This window comes from Streptomyces sp. Wb2n-11, assembly GCF_001049855.1.
Classification (GTDB): domain Bacteria; phylum Actinomycetota; class Actinomycetes; order Streptomycetales; family Streptomycetaceae; genus Streptomyces; species Streptomyces altiplanensis.
Genome location: NZ_CVPB01000001.1, coordinates 4,414,256 through 4,427,689 on the forward strand (window position 1 = coordinate 4,414,256; position 13,434 = coordinate 4,427,689).

Here is a 13,434-nt window from a genome sequence, read left to right on the forward strand (position 1 = left end):
TTCCGCTGGGTTTTGCTACGGTGGAAGCACCCCCGACGAGACGCGCCGTACCGGGTTGTAAGGCAAAGACGACGCACCCCGTTGATTCCGCGTTTCGTTTTCGGAGGTGCCGTCATGGCCTGGGTCCTGCTGGTTGTCGCCGGTCTGCTCGAAGTGGGCTGGTCGATCGGGATGAAGTACACCGACGGTTTCACGAGGCTCTGGCCCAGTGTGTTCACGGGTGCGGGGATCGTCGCGAGCATGGTGCTGCTGTCGCACGCCGCCAAGACGCTGCCGATCGGTACGGCGTACGGCGTGTGGGTCGGTATCGGTGCGGCCGGTGCGGCGGTGCTCGGCATGGTGGTGCTGGGTGAGCCGGCGACCGCCGCCCGGATCTTCTTCGTCTGTCTGCTGTTGGTGGCGGTGGTGGGGCTGAAGGCGACCTCGGGCCACTAGCGGGCCGGGAGCGCGTCAGGCGCGTCAGGTGCGGCCGCGGCCGCCGTTCGGGAGGTCCTCGGAGGGGGTGCCGGTGGCGCCGCCTCCCGGGTCGGTGGCGCCGTCGGTGCCGGTTGTCCCGCCGTCGGTGGTGCCTGCGGTGCCTGTGGTGCTGTCCGCGCCGCGGGTGCCGCCCGTGCCGCCCGTAGCGGATGTGCTGCCGGTGCCGGTCGTGGCGTCGCCGGTGGTGCCCCTGGTGGCCGGGGTGCTGCCCGGGCCGGTGGTGGTGCCGGTGTCCGTGGCGCCGCCCTGGTCCTGGCCGTCGGCCGGGCTCCGTGCCGGGTCCTCCGGGTTCTCGCTCGCCGAGGGTTCCTGCGGCTCCCCGGTGTCCGGCTGCCCGGACGAGGGGGCGGCCGATTCGTCCGAGCCGGGCGCCATCTCCAGTTCGAAGTCCCGTACCGGCTCGCCTTCGAGCGCGGCGGCCGTGAACTGGCCCCAGATCTGCGCGGGCGCGCCGCCGCCGTTGATGCGCGGCTGGCCGAGGGCTCCGTACAGCGACTTCTGCGTGCCGGTGTCCGGGTCCTGGCCCATGACGGCGACGACCGTCGCCAGGTCGGGTGTGTAGCCCGCGAACCAGGCGGCCTTGTCCTCTTCGGCGGTGCCGGTCTTGCCGGCGGCGGGGCGGCCCGCGGACTGGGCGGCCGTGCCCGTGCCGCCGTCGACGACGCTCCTGAGGATGGCGGTCGTGGTGTCGGCGGCCTCGCGGGAGATGCCTCGTCCGCCGCTCGTGTCCGCGCCCGCGTCCCGCTTCGGCAGGCTGACGTTCTGGCCGTTCTTGGTGATCTTCTCGACGATCGTGTACGTGCCGTGCTCGCCGTGGTTGGCGAGGGTCGCGTACGCCTCCGTCATGTCGAGGACGCTGGCGGTGGCGACGCCGAGGGCGATGGAGGGGTACGGGTCGAGGCTCGGGGTGTGCCCGGGGAGGCCGAGGGCCACGGCGGTCTTCCTGACCTCGGCGGGGCCGACGTCCTGTGCCATCTGCGCGTACACCGCGTTGATGGACTTGTCCGTGGCGGTACGCACGGTCACCGGACCGTACGAGCGCTGGTCCTCGTTCTCCGGGGCGTACCCCGTGGGCCCGGCGGGGCCTTCCACCATTCGCTCGTTGGTGCCGTCGTAGACGGTGTCCGGGGTGATCGGGCGGCCGTCCTGGGTGGTGGAGCTGTTCTCGACGGCCGAGGCGAAGACGAACGGCTTGAAGGTCGACCCGACTTGGTAGTCGCGGCGCGTCGCGTTGTTGACGTACTGCTTGGTGTAGTCGATCCCGCCGTACATCGCGACGACCTTGCCGGTCCCGGGGTCGATGGAGGCGCCGCCGACGCGTACGTTGCGGTCGGCCTTGCGGTCCTTGCTCGTCTGCGACATCACCTGGTCGTCGACGGCTTCGGCGAAGGCGTCCTGCTTGGATTTCTCCAGGGTCGTGGTGATGCGGTGGCCGCCGGTGGCCAGGGTGTCCTCGTCGATGATCTTGTTGCCGGTGAGGTGGTCCTTGACGGCCTGGACGATGTAGCCGCGCTGCCCGGAGAGGCCGGACGCGGGCTTGGCCTCCTGCGGAGCGGGGAACTCGGCCGCGGCGCGGTCGGCGGGGCTCAGCCAGTTCTCCTTCACCATGCCGTCGAGTACGTAGTTCCAGCGGTCCAGGGCGCTGGCCTTGTTCTCGGGGTGGGCGGCGGTGTCGTACGCGTTGGGGGCGTTGAGGAGCGAGGCGAGGTAGGCGCCCTCGAGGGTGGTGATCTCGTCGATGTTCTTGCCGTAGTACGCCTGGGCGGCGGCCTGGACGCCGTACGCGTTGCGCCCGAAGTAGCTGGTGTTCAGGTATCCCTCGAAGATCTCGCTCTTGGTCTCCTCGCTGTCGAGCTTGATCGCGATGAAGAACTCCTTCACCTTGCGGGTGACGGTCTGTTCCTGGCCGAGGTAGTAGTTCTTGACGTACTGCTGGGTGATGGTGGAGCCGGACTGCTTGCCCTTGCCGGTGAGGGTGTTCCAGCCGGCGCGCAGCATGGCCTGGGGGTCGACGGCCCGCTCGGAGTAGAAGTCCCGGTCCTCGGCGGCGAGTACGGCGTGCTGGACGGTCTCGGGGATGTGGGCGATCCTGACGTTCTCGCGGTTGATCTCGCCGTCGCGGGCGAGCTGGGAGCCGTCGGCGTAGAGGTAGACGTTGCTCTGGGCGGTGGCGGCGCTGTTGGCGGCCGGGATGCCGACGAGCGCGTAGCCCGCGGCGAACCCGCCGCACAGGAGCAGGCCCAGCAGCAGGAACGTACCGAGGAGCATGCGCCAGGTCGGGATCAGGCGGCGCAGGCCGGTGCGCCGGGGCCGGGGTTTCTTCCCCTTGGCCACCTTCTGCCCCTTCGCCTCCGCCTTCCCGTTCCCGCCCTCCGGGTTCCGGTGGGAAGGGTCCCGGGGCGCCCGCCCCTGGGGCTGCTGTGGCTCGTCGGTCATGTCTGTGGAGACTCCCTGGGCGGGGCCAGAGGTTCATTCTCCGGCATAACGGTGTGATATCGGGCGATTCGCCCGGTACGCCCATACTGCACGCACCGGGGACCAGTGCCCCGGTCCCCGGGCGGAAAACGCCTGCGGTGGATGACCCTGTTGGGCTAGGGTCGGGCGTTTTGGTGCCGGAAGCGAATCGAGGGGGTCGGTGTGCGTGTATACGCGGTGGTCGCGGCCGGCGGGTTCCGCCGTCACGCGACGTACCGGGTGGCCACGGCGGCCGGGGTGTTCACCAACACCGTCTTCGGCTTCATCGTGGCGTACACCTTCACGGCCCTGTGGGGCGAGCGTCCGCACCTGGGCGGGTACGACCTGTCACAGGCCCTCACCTATGTGTGGCTGGGGCAGGCGCTGCTGGTGACCGCCGCCATGATGGGCGGCGGTTTCGAGGACGAGCTGATCGAGCGGATCCGTACCGGCGACATCGCGATCGACCTCTACCGCCCCGCCGACCTCCAGCTCTTCTGGCTGGCGGGCGACCTGGGGCGGGCCGCCTTCCACCTCCTGGGGCGCGGTGTCGTCCCGATGGCGCTCGGCGCGCTCGCCTTCGATCTGGCGCTGCCCGCCGATCCGCTGGTGTGGGCCGCGTTCCTGGTCGCCGTCGCGCTCGGCGTCGTCGTCAGTTTCGCGATCCGGTTCCTGGTGGCGCTGTCCGCGTTCTGGCTGCTCGACGGGGCGGGCATGGCGCAGATCACCTGGCTCGCCGGTCTCTTCTTCTCCGGGATGGTGCTGCCGCTCACCCTCTTCCCCGGCGCCCTGGGCACGCTCGCGCGGGCGCTGCCCTGGTCGTCGCTGCTCCAGATCCCGGCCGACGTCCTCCTCGGCAAGCACACGGGGTGGGGCCTGGTGCGGGCGTACGCCTTCCAGGTCGGCTGGGCGGCGGCGCTGCTGACGGCCGGGCGGCTGCTCCAGTCGGTGGCCACGCGCAGGGTGGTGGTCCAGGGTGGCTGAGGTGACCGGGGCGAGCGAAACCGCCGGGACGGCCGGAACCGCTGGGACGGCCGGGGTGGCCGGCCCGGCCGGGCCCCTCGGGCAGCTGCGGTCCGGCGTCAGGGCGTACGGGCTGATCGCGGCGATGTGGATCCGCTCGACGATGGCGTACCGCGCGTCCTTCGTGATGACGGCGTTCGGCAACTTCGCGGCGACCGGCCTCGACTTCGTCGGCATCCTGCTGATGTTCTCCCACGTGGACGCGCTGGGCGGCTACACGCTGCCGGAGGTGGCCTTCCTCTACGGGACGGCGGGCACGGCCTTCGGCCTCTCGGACCTGGTGATGGGCTCGATGGACCGGCTGGGACGCCGGGTGCGCGACGGCACGCTGGACACCCTGCTCGTACGCCCCGTCCCGGTCCTCGCGCAGATAGCGGCCGACCGTTTCGCGCTGCGCAGGCTGGGGCGGATCACGCAGGGCCTGCTGGTGCTCGGGTACGCGCTGGTGGTGCTGGACCTCGCGTGGACACCGCTGAAGGTGCTCATGCTGCCGGTGATGGTCCTCAGCGGGGCGGCGGTCTTCTCGGCGGTGTTCGTGGCCGGGGCGGCGTTCCAGTTCTGGGCGCAGGACGCGTCCGAGGTGCAGAACTCCTTCACGTACGGCGGCACCACGCTGCTCCAGTACCCGCCGACGGTCTTCGCGAAGGACCTGGTGCGCGGGGTGACGTTCGTGCTGCCGCTGGCCTTCGTCAACTGGCTTCCGGCGCTGTATGTGCTGGGCCGTCCCTACCCGCTCGACCTGCCGTCCTGGCTCGCCTTCCTGCCGCCGCTGGTGGCGGTGGTGTGCTGTGCGCTGGCCGGGGCGGCGTGGCGGGTGGGCCTTCGTTCGTACCGCAGCACGGGGAGCTGACACGTCATGGAGACGGATTTCACCGGCCACGAGGGCTTCATCGAGCTGGACGGCGTCGAGAAGGTCTTCGACGTACGCCGCAGGAAGGGCCGGCTGCGGCGCGAGAAGACGCAGGTGCGGGCGGTCGACGGGATCAGTTTCTCGGTGCCGCGCGGCGAGATGGTCGGCTACATCGGGCCGAACGGCGCGGGCAAGTCCACCACCATCAAGATGCTGACCGGCATCCTGACGCCGAGCGGCGGCCGCGTGCGGGTGGCGGGCATCGACCCGGCGCGGGAGCGGACGCGGCTGGCGCAGCGGATCGGGGTGGTGTTCGGGCAGCGCACGACGCTGTGGTGGGACCTGCCGCTGCGGGACTCGTACCGTCTGATGCACCGCATGTACCGGATCCCGGACGAGCGTTTCAAGGTGAACATGGCGCGCTGCGTCGACCTCCTCGACCTGGGCGGGCTGCTGGACGTGCCGGTGCGGCAGCTGTCGCTGGGGCAGCGGATGCGGGGCGACATCGCGGCGGCGCTGCTGCACGATCCCGAAGTGCTGTACCTCGACGAGCCGACGATCGGCCTGGACGTCGTCTCGAAGGCCAAGGTCCGTGACTTCCTGCGGGACCTGAACGCGGAGCGCGGCACGACGGTCCTGCTGACGACGCACGACCTGACCGACATCGAACAGCTGTGCAAGCGCGTGATGGTCATCGACCACGGGCGCCTGGTGTACGATGGCACGCCGGGCGGGCTGCACGAGGTGGGCGAGAGCGAGCGGACCCTGGTCGTGGACCTGGAGCGCGAGCTCCCGCCGGTCGAGGTGGCGGGCGCGCGGGTGGTGAGGGTGGAGGGGCCGAGGCAGTGGCTGGCGTTCCCGGCGTCGGTCTCGGCGGCGCCGCTGGTGGCGGCGGTGGCCCAGAGGTATCCGCTGGTGGACCTGTCGGTGCGGGAGCCGGACATCGAGGCGGTGATCGCGAAGATGTACGCGGACCGATCGGCGCTCTGAACAGTGGGATGCGGCACCGCAGTTGACTAGTCTGGACGTATGACCAGTGGACTTCCGGAAATGCGCGCATCCGACGCCGAGCGCGAACGGGTCGCCGAGGTGCTGCGCGACGCGGTCGCCGAGGGGCGGCTGGACATGGAGGAGTTCGACCAGCGCCTCGACGCCGTGTACAAGGCGCGTACGCACGGTGAGCTGGAGCCGCTGGTGCGTGACCTGCCGGCGCCGGGCACGGGCGGCCCGGTCGCGCCGGACGCGGCCTTTGCCCCCTCCTCCGGTGCGCGGGTCTCCTGGCGGGACCGGATCGGCGGGCCGGCCACGTCGAGGGGCGCCTTCGCCTTCTGGGGCGGCTTCGGGCGCAAGGGCACGTGGACGGTCGGCCGGAGGTTCACGGCGTTCGCGATGATGGGCGGCGGCGAGATCGACCTGCGCGAGGCGCGCTTCGAGGAGCGCGACACCGTGATCCGCTGCTTCGCGATCATGGGCGGTCTGGCGGTCACGGTGCCGCCCGGCCTGGACGTGAACGTCAAGGGCTTCGGCTTCATGGGCGGTTTCGGCGACCTGGCGGAGAAGTCGTCGCAGCCGCCCGAGCCGGTGGCACCGGACTCGCCGCGCGTGACGGTCACCGGGTTCGCGCTGATGGGCGGGGTGGGCGTGGAACGCAAGATCACGCGCGCCGAGAAGCAGCGCCTCAAGGAGGCGCGCAAGCAGGAGAAGCTGGCGAGGAAGGCCGAGACCGACCGCAAGGAGCTCGACTGACCCCGCGTGACGACGTCGCGTCGTACGCGCACGAGGTGTGAGGACGCGTACGGGGCCGACGCGACGGCGTCACGGGCGGGCGGGCGGCGGCTTCACACTCCGGCCGGCGCCGTGCTCCTGTTCAGGCTCGCGAGGTCGAACGCCATGCCCATGCGCCGGTACCCCGCGTCGCTCGGGTGCAGGTGATCGCCCGAGTCGTACGCCGGAAGAAGCCGGTCCGGGGCGTACGGGTCGCGCAGGGCCCGGTCGAAGTCCACGACCGCGTCGAAGATGCCGCCCGTACGGATCGTCTCGTTCACCTGGTCCCGCACCGCTTCGAGCCGCGGAGTGTGCGCCCGCGTCCCCTCGAAGGGCATCACCGTCGCCCCGATCACGCGCAGCCCGCGCACCCGCGCCTGGCGCGCGAGCTGCTCCAGGCCCGCCGTGATGCGCGCCGCGTCCAGCTCGTGCGGCGGCCGGAGGATGTCGTTGATGCCGAGGACGACGACGACCGCCTTCGCGCCGGAGCGCGACAGCACGTCACGGTCGAAGCGGGCGAGGCCGCTCGGGCCGACCCCGTCGCTGAGCAGCCGGTTTCCGCTGATTCCCTCGTTGAGTACGCCGTAGCGCCCGTCGAGGCGGTCGGCGAGCACGTCCGTCCAGCGGCGGTTCGCGCCGACCGTGGAGGTGACGCCGTCGGTGATCGAGTCGCCGATGACGACGACCGAGCCCTCGGCCTTGCCGCTGAGGACGTCGACGGCGGTGAGGTAGCGCCAGTACGGCGTCTGCCCGGTGTAGGCGTCGCCGAGCGGGTCCTCCGTACGGTCGCCCTCCGCGACGTACGACGTCTGGCGGGCCCGGGGGTGGTGCGTGACCGGGCCGCTGGGCGTGGGGGAGTAGGTGGTGACGAGCAGGTCCGCGTCGTGCGGGACCTTCAGCAGGGCGGAGTCGCTGACGACCTGCCCACCGGCCGGGATCACGACCGAGGGGGAGCCGCCGAAGAGCAGCCTGCGCATGGTGCCGTTCGCGGCGGTCGGGGCGCCGGGGGTGGCGGCGACGGCGATCGAGGCGTGCGTGATGCGCAGCGGCTGGGTGCCGAAGAGGTTGGAGAGGGTGATGCGGGCGCTGGTGCCACCGATGCTGGTGTGCACGACGTTACGCAGGGAACGCCCCGGGAACCCTTGTTCCGTGCCGGGCTCGGCCAGGGCGGGCGCGGTGGACCAGGTGCCGACCCAGGAGGCGGAGGTGGCGGGTGCCGCGGAACGGAGCGGCGTACGGGGCTGGGCCCGGGGGTCGTCGGCGGGACCGCCGAGCATCGCTGTGGCGAATATGGCCCCGGAAACCAGGACCACCACCGCGGCGAGCGCGGCGAGCGCGGCATAACCGTTGCGCTTGGTCATGCTCGGTGTATCTCCTCGGGCGCAGGGAGCCCGAGGCTCCGTTCGAACTCATTCAATGATGCGCCATTGCACCGCCCTGGTAGACGTCGGGAACTCGCAGTGCGTTCCACGAGTAGGTCAGGTAGGGAAAATACGTACGAGATGGTGCGTGCGAGGCGAACGGGTGGAGCGGATGGATCGTAACGAAAAGGGAACTGACGACATGTCCGGCAAGGAGAAATCTGCCCACTCGACATCCCCGCCGTCCACGCCCCTGCCCGCGTCTTCCTCCTCGCCCCCGTCCGTCCCCCTCCCGCCCTTCGCGTACAGCGCGGCCGACGAGGAGAAGCGCCAGGGCGTACGCCGCATGAAGGCGACGGCCACCGGGCTGCTGCTCCTGGTCGCGCTGGTCTACGTACTCGCCACCTGGGCGGAGCGGTCGGGCGTCGGCGGCTGGCCGGCGTACGTCGCGGCGGCGGCCGAGGCGGGCATGGTGGGCGCGCTCGCCGACTGGTTCGCCGTGACCGCCCTCTTCAAGCGCCCGATGGGCCTGCCCATCCCGCACACCGCGATCATCCCGACGAAGAAGGACCAGCTGGGCACCACGCTCGGGTCCTTCGTCGGCGAGAACTTCCTCTCCGAGGGCGTCGTACGCGCCCGCCTGCGCGCCATCGGCATCGGCAGCCGCGTCGGTGCCTGGCTGGCGGAGCCGGCCCACGCCGACCGCGTGACGGAGGAGCTCTCCACGGCCCTGCGCGGCGCGCTGACCGTCCTGCGCGACTCCGACGTCCAGGCGGTCGTCGGCGAGGCGATCACGCGGCGCGCGGACGCCGCGGAGATCGCCCCGGGGATCGGGAAGGCCCTGGAGAACGTCGTCGCGGACGGCGCGCACGACCGCGCGGTCGACCTGGTCTGCGCGCGCGCCCACGACTGGCTGGTGCTGCACGTGGACTCGGTGATGGACGCGGTGCAGGGCGGGGCACCGGGCTGGACGCCGCGCTTCGTGGACAGGAAGGTCGGCGAACGCGTCTACAAGGAGCTGCTGCGCTTCATCTCCGAGATGCGCGACATGCCGGACCACCCGGCGCGCGGCGCGATCGACCGCTTCCTGACGGACTTCGCGTCCGACCTCCAGTCGGACACGGACACGCGGGCGAAGGTGGAGCGGCTGAAGTCGGAGATCCTGGGACGGGGGGAGGTCCAGGACGTGATCGCCTCGGCCTGGGCGTCCGTACGGGCCATGATCATCTCTGCGGCGGAGGACGAGCAGAGCGAACTGCGCCTGCGGGTGCGGGCCTCGCTGCTCTCGCTGGGCGCGCGGCTGGCGACGGACAGGCGGCTGCAGGAGAAGCTGGAGGGGTGGGTGGAGGGCGCGGCGGTGTACGTGGTGACCACGTACCGCGGCGAGATCACTTCGCTGATCAGTGACACGGTCGCGGGCTGGGACGCGGAGCAGACGTCGAAGAAGATCGAGGCGCACATCGGGCGGGACCTGCAGTTCATCAGGATCAACGGCACGGTGGTGGGGGCGCTGGCGGGGCTGCTGATCCACACGGTGTCGCACGCGGTGGGCGGTTAGGCCGGCGGGCACCGGGCACCGGGGCCCGGGGGCACGCACGCACCGGGCGCGTGACCGCCTGTCGTCGGTCACGCGCCCGGCTCACCGGGGGAGTTGCCCGGTAGTACGTGCGGCGGCCGCCGCGTGTTCAGCGGCGTTCCTACCGTCCGCCCTGCTTTTCCCCTGCCCGCTGCCCCCTGCCCCCTGCCCGCTGCCCCCTGCCCGCTGTTCGCTGCCCGGGCAGGCACCCACGGGAGCGGCCCCGCGCCCGCGGACAAGCCGCGGGGGCGGGGCCGTTCTGGTGGTGCGGCAGCGCGGAGCTGTCAGCTGTGGGAGGAGACGCAGTAGGTGTCGTACTCGCCGTGGTGCTTGTAGTCCCCGTCGTGGCCGTTGTCGTTGCCGTTGCCGTGGCCGTTGTGGTGGCCGTTGTACTTGCTCTTGCTGTGCTCCTTGAAGCCCATGAAGCGGGCGTGGGTGACTCCGTTCTCGCCGCCGATGTTGCAGTACTCGGCGTAGCCACCCTCCTTGCCCTTGGCGTGGTGGCCGCCCTTGTCGCCGTGGTGGCGACCCTTGTCGTCGTTCTCGTCGTAGTGGTGGCGGCCGTTGTGCTCGTCGGAGTAGTGGCGTCCCTCGGGGCCGTTCTCGCCGTCGCAGGCGAGCGCCGTGCCGGCGCTGCCCAGCAGGACAGAGGCGGCGAAGGCGGAGGCGGCGAGCGCGGTGCGGATACGCATGGAGGTCCCTTTCGTGATGTACGTACGGACTGTCAGGATCTCCCCATCTCGCACCGAAGAAGGCGTCTTGCACATCTAATCCACCCGAATAGCCCGATACATGCCCCAAGAGGACGAACCGCAAGCATCGGTGGTGGCACGCGACCTCAGGAACACCGGTCCTGACGAACCGTCCGGAACCCCGCCGCTGTGTCACGCCCCTGCCGCAGGAACCGGGCGGAGGCGCGGAACCGGCCCCATCCCCACCCCCCTTTCTGTCCCCGCAGCCCCACCCCTCCCCCGCCCCGGCGGTTTACGACCGAGGGCCGGGCGCGAGACCTTCGGTACCTTGTTTCCCATGCGGATACGAACCGTGGTGAGCCCGGCGGCCGACGCGGGACACGGCGTACGGAACGACCCGCGGGCCGACCTGCGGGACGGCGTACGCGGCGACGTACACCTGACCTGCCGCGACCACGAGGGCCCGGGCCGCGGCCGCCCGCCGGTACTCCTCCTCCACGGCCTGGCCGGCCACGCGGCCGAATGGGACGCCCTGGCGGAACTCCTCGCCCCGACGCACCACGTGATCGCGTACGACGCCCGGGGCCACGGCACGAGCACCCGCCGCCCGCCCTCGCTCTCCAGGGCGTCGTACGTACGCGACGCGCTCGCGGTGATCGACGGCCTGTCCCTGGGCCCGGTGTCCCTGGTCGGCCAGTCCATGGGCGGCCACACGGCGATGCTGACGGCGGCGGCGCACCCCGACAGGGTCGCGTCCCTGACCCTGATCGAGGCAGGCCCGAAGGGCCCGGACCCCGGCCTCCCCGCGACCATCGCCGGCTGGCTGGCCTCCTGGCCGGTCCCTTTCGCGTCCCGGTCCGCCGCGGCCGAGTTCTTCGGCGGCGGTGCGGCGGGCAGGGCGTGGGCGGCGGGCCTGGAGGAACGCCCCGACGGCTGGCACCCGCGCGTGGACCGTGACGTCATGGTGGCCACGGTGGCGGAGAACGCGGAACGCGACTTCTGGGCGGAGTGGGACGGGATCCGCTGTCCCACGCTGGTCGTCCGGGGCGCGCAGGGCTGGATGCCGCAGACGGAGGCCGAGGAGATGCGGGCCCGCCGCCCGCTGTCCACCCGCACCGAGGTCGTCCCGGACGCGGCCCACGACGTACACCTGGACAACCCCCGGGCCCTCCGCGCGGCCCTGGTCCCGTTCCTGACCCACGCCGCCACCCGGACGCCCGGCCCGGACCGCGCCTAGCCCCTCTCCTTACTCACACTTGCTCACACGCGGTGCCGTCCCCGAAGGGCCCGGTGCGGGTTCCTTCGCAGGGCCGGGCCATCAGGCGCTCGGCTCGACGCTAGCCCGCGTCGAACTCCCCGCGTCGCACGGCACGGACGAACCCCGCCCACGCGCCATGCCGTACGGCGATACGCGCCCCCTCGGGCACCTTCGAATCGCGCACCGCGGTGTACTTGGCGAGGGGGGCCACCTCGACACACTCGGTTCCGCTTCCCCCGCTGTACGAGGACTTGATCCAACGGATGCCTTCGTGATCCATCAAAGCTCCTCGGAAGCACGGCTCAGGAGTGCGGCGGAGGCGGTGATGTCCAGCGCCTGAGCCTGTAGGTATTGGAACGCCAACTTATAGCGTTCCAGTTCCTCGGGCTTCTCCATGAAGAGCCCACCGCCGATGATGTCCACGTACACCACGTCGAGTTCAGGTTCTTGACCGCCGAGAATCACGAAGCTGCCGACCGCCGCAGCGTGCGCACCGCTGGCGAAGGGCAGGATCTGGACGGTGATGTGAGGCCGCTTGGTCAACTCCAGGATGTGCCCAAGCTGTTCACGCATGACTTCACGTCCACCGACCATGCGGCGCATGACCGCCTCGTCGACCACGGCCCAGATGTGCGGCGGATCCGCCCGGTCCAGAAGTTCCTGACGCTTCATGCGGATGTCGACCATGTGCGCGATCTCTTGCTCGGTGCAGCGCATCTCGGAAGCTCGATGCACGGCCTCGGCGTATGCGCGGGTCTGGAGCAGGCCCGGCACGTACATGCACGAGTAGTGATCTTCGCGGATGACCTCGTCCTCAAGGGTCAGCATGAGGTTCATCGACTCGGGGATCGGATCGGCGAGGGAGCGCCACCAGCCACGAGTCTTGGCTTCCTTGGCCAGCTTGACGAGAGCCTGACGCTCCTGCTCCGACGTCCCGTACTCACGGCAAAGGGCGTCCACCGCCGGCCACTTGACCGATCCGCCTTTGGTTTCGTATCGGCTCAGGGTGGCTTTTGAGATGCCGACAAGTGCTCCGGCCTCCTCGAGTGAGAGTCCCTTGCGCTCACGCAGTCGGCGCAAGTCCGCGCCGAGTTGGCGCCTGCGGGTGGTCGGTCCAACTGGCACGGTCATGGCCCTTCGTGTCGATCTCCCTGAGCGTGCACGTCCTGGAGCGGTGCAGGCAAGACAGCGCACGCCCGGGGCGCACGCAGGCTCAGCGTGCTCCTTCAACTCGTAAATGAGAGTTCCATATTGAGAGTTTCACTGTCACTCTGAGTGCATAGGTCGCCGCACAGGGCGATGGTCACATTCGTGGAAGTGGGGGCTGTCGGCATGGATGAATGTCAGTGCGAGGTTCCGAGGAAGGCATGGGACCTGCCCTTCCTCGCGGAAGCTGAAGAGGTCGCCGGTCTGCGACGCTTGATGGCGCTGCGCCTCAAGCTCTGGGGGCTTCCCGAACTGACGGACGTCGCCCAGCTATGCGTGACCGAGCTGGTCTCCAACGTCCTCACACATGTCGGCCCGGGTGCACCGACGACGCTTGCCGTCTCCATGGCCGGAACGCGCCTCCGTATCGAAGTCCGCGACCCGGACGCGCGCGCACTGCCCACGTTGCTCGCTGCCGCGGACGGCGACGAGTCGGGCAGGGGCATGGCCATCATCGACGCGATCACGGACCGCTGGGGCGTCATCCTGCAAACCGGCTCCAAGGTGACGTGGTGTGAACTGCCTACCGGCTTGGCTGCACCGACGGGTCACACGGGCGGCTGCCGTGTGACGATGGCGCTCCACCGTCGGGCGACGCATCCCACCACAGGCCCGACGAGTCCGCTCGGGCTGGCTGTGGCGGAAGAGGCGACGATCGGCCTGATCGTCGACCTCCTCCACTGGCTACGCGCCCATGGCCGTGACCCGGACGAGGTCCTCGACCGTGCTCAGACGTACTTCGAGGTGAAGTGGGAAGAATCCGAACAGTGATG

General features: G+C 70.7%; 13 protein-coding genes and 1 riboswitch. Of the genes, 8 read left to right on the plus strand and 5 right to left on the minus strand.

Going from position 1 to position 13,434, the window contains the following annotated elements; genetic code table 11:
• Positions 1–9 precede the first annotated feature (9 nt).
• Positions 10–78, plus strand: a riboswitch (guanidine-III (ykkC-III) riboswitch).
• Positions 79–114: 36 nt separating this feature from the next.
• Positions 115–435 (plus strand): DMT family transporter, encoded by a 321-nt coding sequence (locus BN1555_RS20080; RefSeq protein ID WP_093800677.1) that lies wholly within the window; start codon positions 115–117, stop codon positions 433–435.
• Between the two features lie 24 nt (positions 436–459).
• Here BN1555_RS20080 and BN1555_RS20085 read toward each other — a convergent pair whose 3' ends face one another.
• Entirely contained in the window at positions 460–2,913 is a 2,454-nt protein-coding gene (locus BN1555_RS20085) for a transglycosylase domain-containing protein (RefSeq protein WP_093800678.1), read from the minus strand.
• 201 nt (positions 2,914–3,114) lie between these two features.
• Here BN1555_RS20085 and BN1555_RS20090 point away from each other — a divergent pair, with 201 nt between their 5' ends.
• From BN1555_RS20090 to BN1555_RS20105, 4 genes are read left to right on the plus strand one after another with little or no spacing between them, the layout of a single operon-like run.
• Positions 3,115–3,915, plus strand: a complete 801-nt coding sequence (locus BN1555_RS20090; protein WP_093800679.1) for an ABC transporter permease — start codon at positions 3,115–3,117, stop codon at positions 3,913–3,915.
• A 55-nt stretch (positions 3,916–3,970) separates the two neighbouring features.
• Entirely contained in the window at positions 3,971–4,804 is an 834-nt protein-coding gene (locus BN1555_RS20095) for an ABC transporter permease (RefSeq protein WP_255306441.1), read from the plus strand.
• A 6-nt stretch (positions 4,805–4,810) separates the two neighbouring features.
• Positions 4,811–5,794: an ABC transporter ATP-binding protein gene (locus BN1555_RS20100; protein ID WP_093800680.1), complete on the plus strand. Its 984-nt coding sequence runs from the start codon at positions 4,811–4,813 to the stop codon at positions 5,792–5,794.
• Between the two features lie 39 nt (positions 5,795–5,833).
• Positions 5,834–6,550 (plus strand): DUF1707 SHOCT-like domain-containing protein, encoded by a 717-nt coding sequence (locus tag BN1555_RS20105; RefSeq protein ID WP_093800681.1) that lies wholly within the window; start codon positions 5,834–5,836, stop codon positions 6,548–6,550.
• A 92-nt stretch (positions 6,551–6,642) separates the two neighbouring features.
• Here the strand turns inward: BN1555_RS20105 and BN1555_RS20110 are convergent, their stop codons facing one another.
• Positions 6,643–7,929: an SGNH/GDSL hydrolase family protein gene (locus BN1555_RS20110; RefSeq protein WP_093800682.1), complete on the minus strand. Its 1,287-nt coding sequence runs from the start codon at positions 7,927–7,929 to the stop codon at positions 6,643–6,645.
• 172 nt (positions 7,930–8,101) lie between these two features.
• Between BN1555_RS20110 and BN1555_RS20115 the strand changes: the two genes are divergently transcribed.
• Entirely contained in the window at positions 8,102–9,487 is a 1,386-nt protein-coding gene (locus tag BN1555_RS20115) for a DUF445 domain-containing protein (RefSeq protein WP_093800683.1), read from the plus strand.
• 302 nt (positions 9,488–9,789) lie between these two features.
• Here the strand turns inward: BN1555_RS20115 and BN1555_RS20120 are convergent, their stop codons facing one another.
• On the minus strand, positions 9,790–10,197 hold the full coding sequence (locus tag BN1555_RS20120; RefSeq protein WP_093800684.1) for a hypothetical protein: 408 nt from the start codon (positions 10,195–10,197) through the stop codon (positions 9,790–9,792).
• Positions 10,198–10,534: 337 nt separating this feature from the next.
• On the opposite strand from BN1555_RS20120, the gene BN1555_RS20125 reads away from it, so the two are divergent.
• On the plus strand, positions 10,535–11,434 hold the full coding sequence (locus tag BN1555_RS20125) for an alpha/beta fold hydrolase (protein ID WP_093800685.1): 900 nt from the start codon (positions 10,535–10,537) through the stop codon (positions 11,432–11,434).
• Between the two features lie 100 nt (positions 11,435–11,534).
• Here the strand turns inward: BN1555_RS20125 and BN1555_RS20130 are convergent, their stop codons facing one another.
• Complete coding sequence (locus BN1555_RS20130) at positions 11,535–11,735, minus strand: DUF397 domain-containing protein (RefSeq protein WP_093800686.1); 201 nt, start codon at positions 11,733–11,735, stop codon at positions 11,535–11,537.
• Positions 11,735–12,580 (minus strand): helix-turn-helix domain-containing protein, encoded by an 846-nt coding sequence (locus BN1555_RS20135; protein WP_093803515.1) that lies wholly within the window; start codon positions 12,578–12,580, stop codon positions 11,735–11,737. The genes BN1555_RS20130 and BN1555_RS20135 overlap by 1 nt, the downstream gene beginning before the upstream one ends.
• 174 nt (positions 12,581–12,754) lie before the next feature.
• Between BN1555_RS20135 and BN1555_RS20140 the strand changes: the two genes are divergently transcribed.
• Positions 12,755–13,432, plus strand: coding sequence for an ATP-binding protein (locus BN1555_RS20140; RefSeq protein ID WP_369688987.1), 678 nt, complete (start codon positions 12,755–12,757; stop codon positions 13,430–13,432).
• Positions 13,433–13,434: the final 2 nt, after the last annotated feature.

Bases quoted from the DNA above. Each gene is read 5' to 3' on its own strand.
- BN1555_RS20080 (WP_093800677.1), top strand. From the start codon at position 115: ATGGCCTGGGTCCTGCTGGTTGTCGCCGGTCTGCTCGAAGTGGGCTGG.
- BN1555_RS20085 (WP_093800678.1), bottom strand. From the start codon at position 2,913: ATGACCGACGAGCCACAGCAGCCCCAGGGGCGGGCGCCCCGGGACCCT.
- BN1555_RS20100 (WP_093800680.1), top strand. From the start codon at position 4,811: ATGGAGACGGATTTCACCGGCCACGAGGGCTTCATCGAGCTGGACGGC.
- BN1555_RS20105 (WP_093800681.1), top strand. From the start codon at position 5,834: ATGACCAGTGGACTTCCGGAAATGCGCGCATCCGACGCCGAGCGCGAA.
- BN1555_RS20110 (WP_093800682.1), bottom strand. From the start codon at position 7,929: ATGACCAAGCGCAACGGTTATGCCGCGCTCGCCGCGCTCGCCGCGGTG.
- BN1555_RS20115 (WP_093800683.1), top strand. From the start codon at position 8,102: ATGGATCGTAACGAAAAGGGAACTGACGACATGTCCGGCAAGGAGAAA.
- BN1555_RS20120 (WP_093800684.1), bottom strand. From the start codon at position 10,197: ATGCGTATCCGCACCGCGCTCGCCGCCTCCGCCTTCGCCGCCTCTGTC.
- BN1555_RS20125 (WP_093800685.1), top strand. From the start codon at position 10,535: ATGCGGATACGAACCGTGGTGAGCCCGGCGGCCGACGCGGGACACGGC.
- BN1555_RS20130 (WP_093800686.1), bottom strand. From the start codon at position 11,735: ATGGATCACGAAGGCATCCGTTGGATCAAGTCCTCGTACAGCGGGGGA.
- BN1555_RS20140 (WP_369688987.1), top strand. From the start codon at position 12,755: ATGGTCACATTCGTGGAAGTGGGGGCTGTCGGCATGGATGAATGTCAG.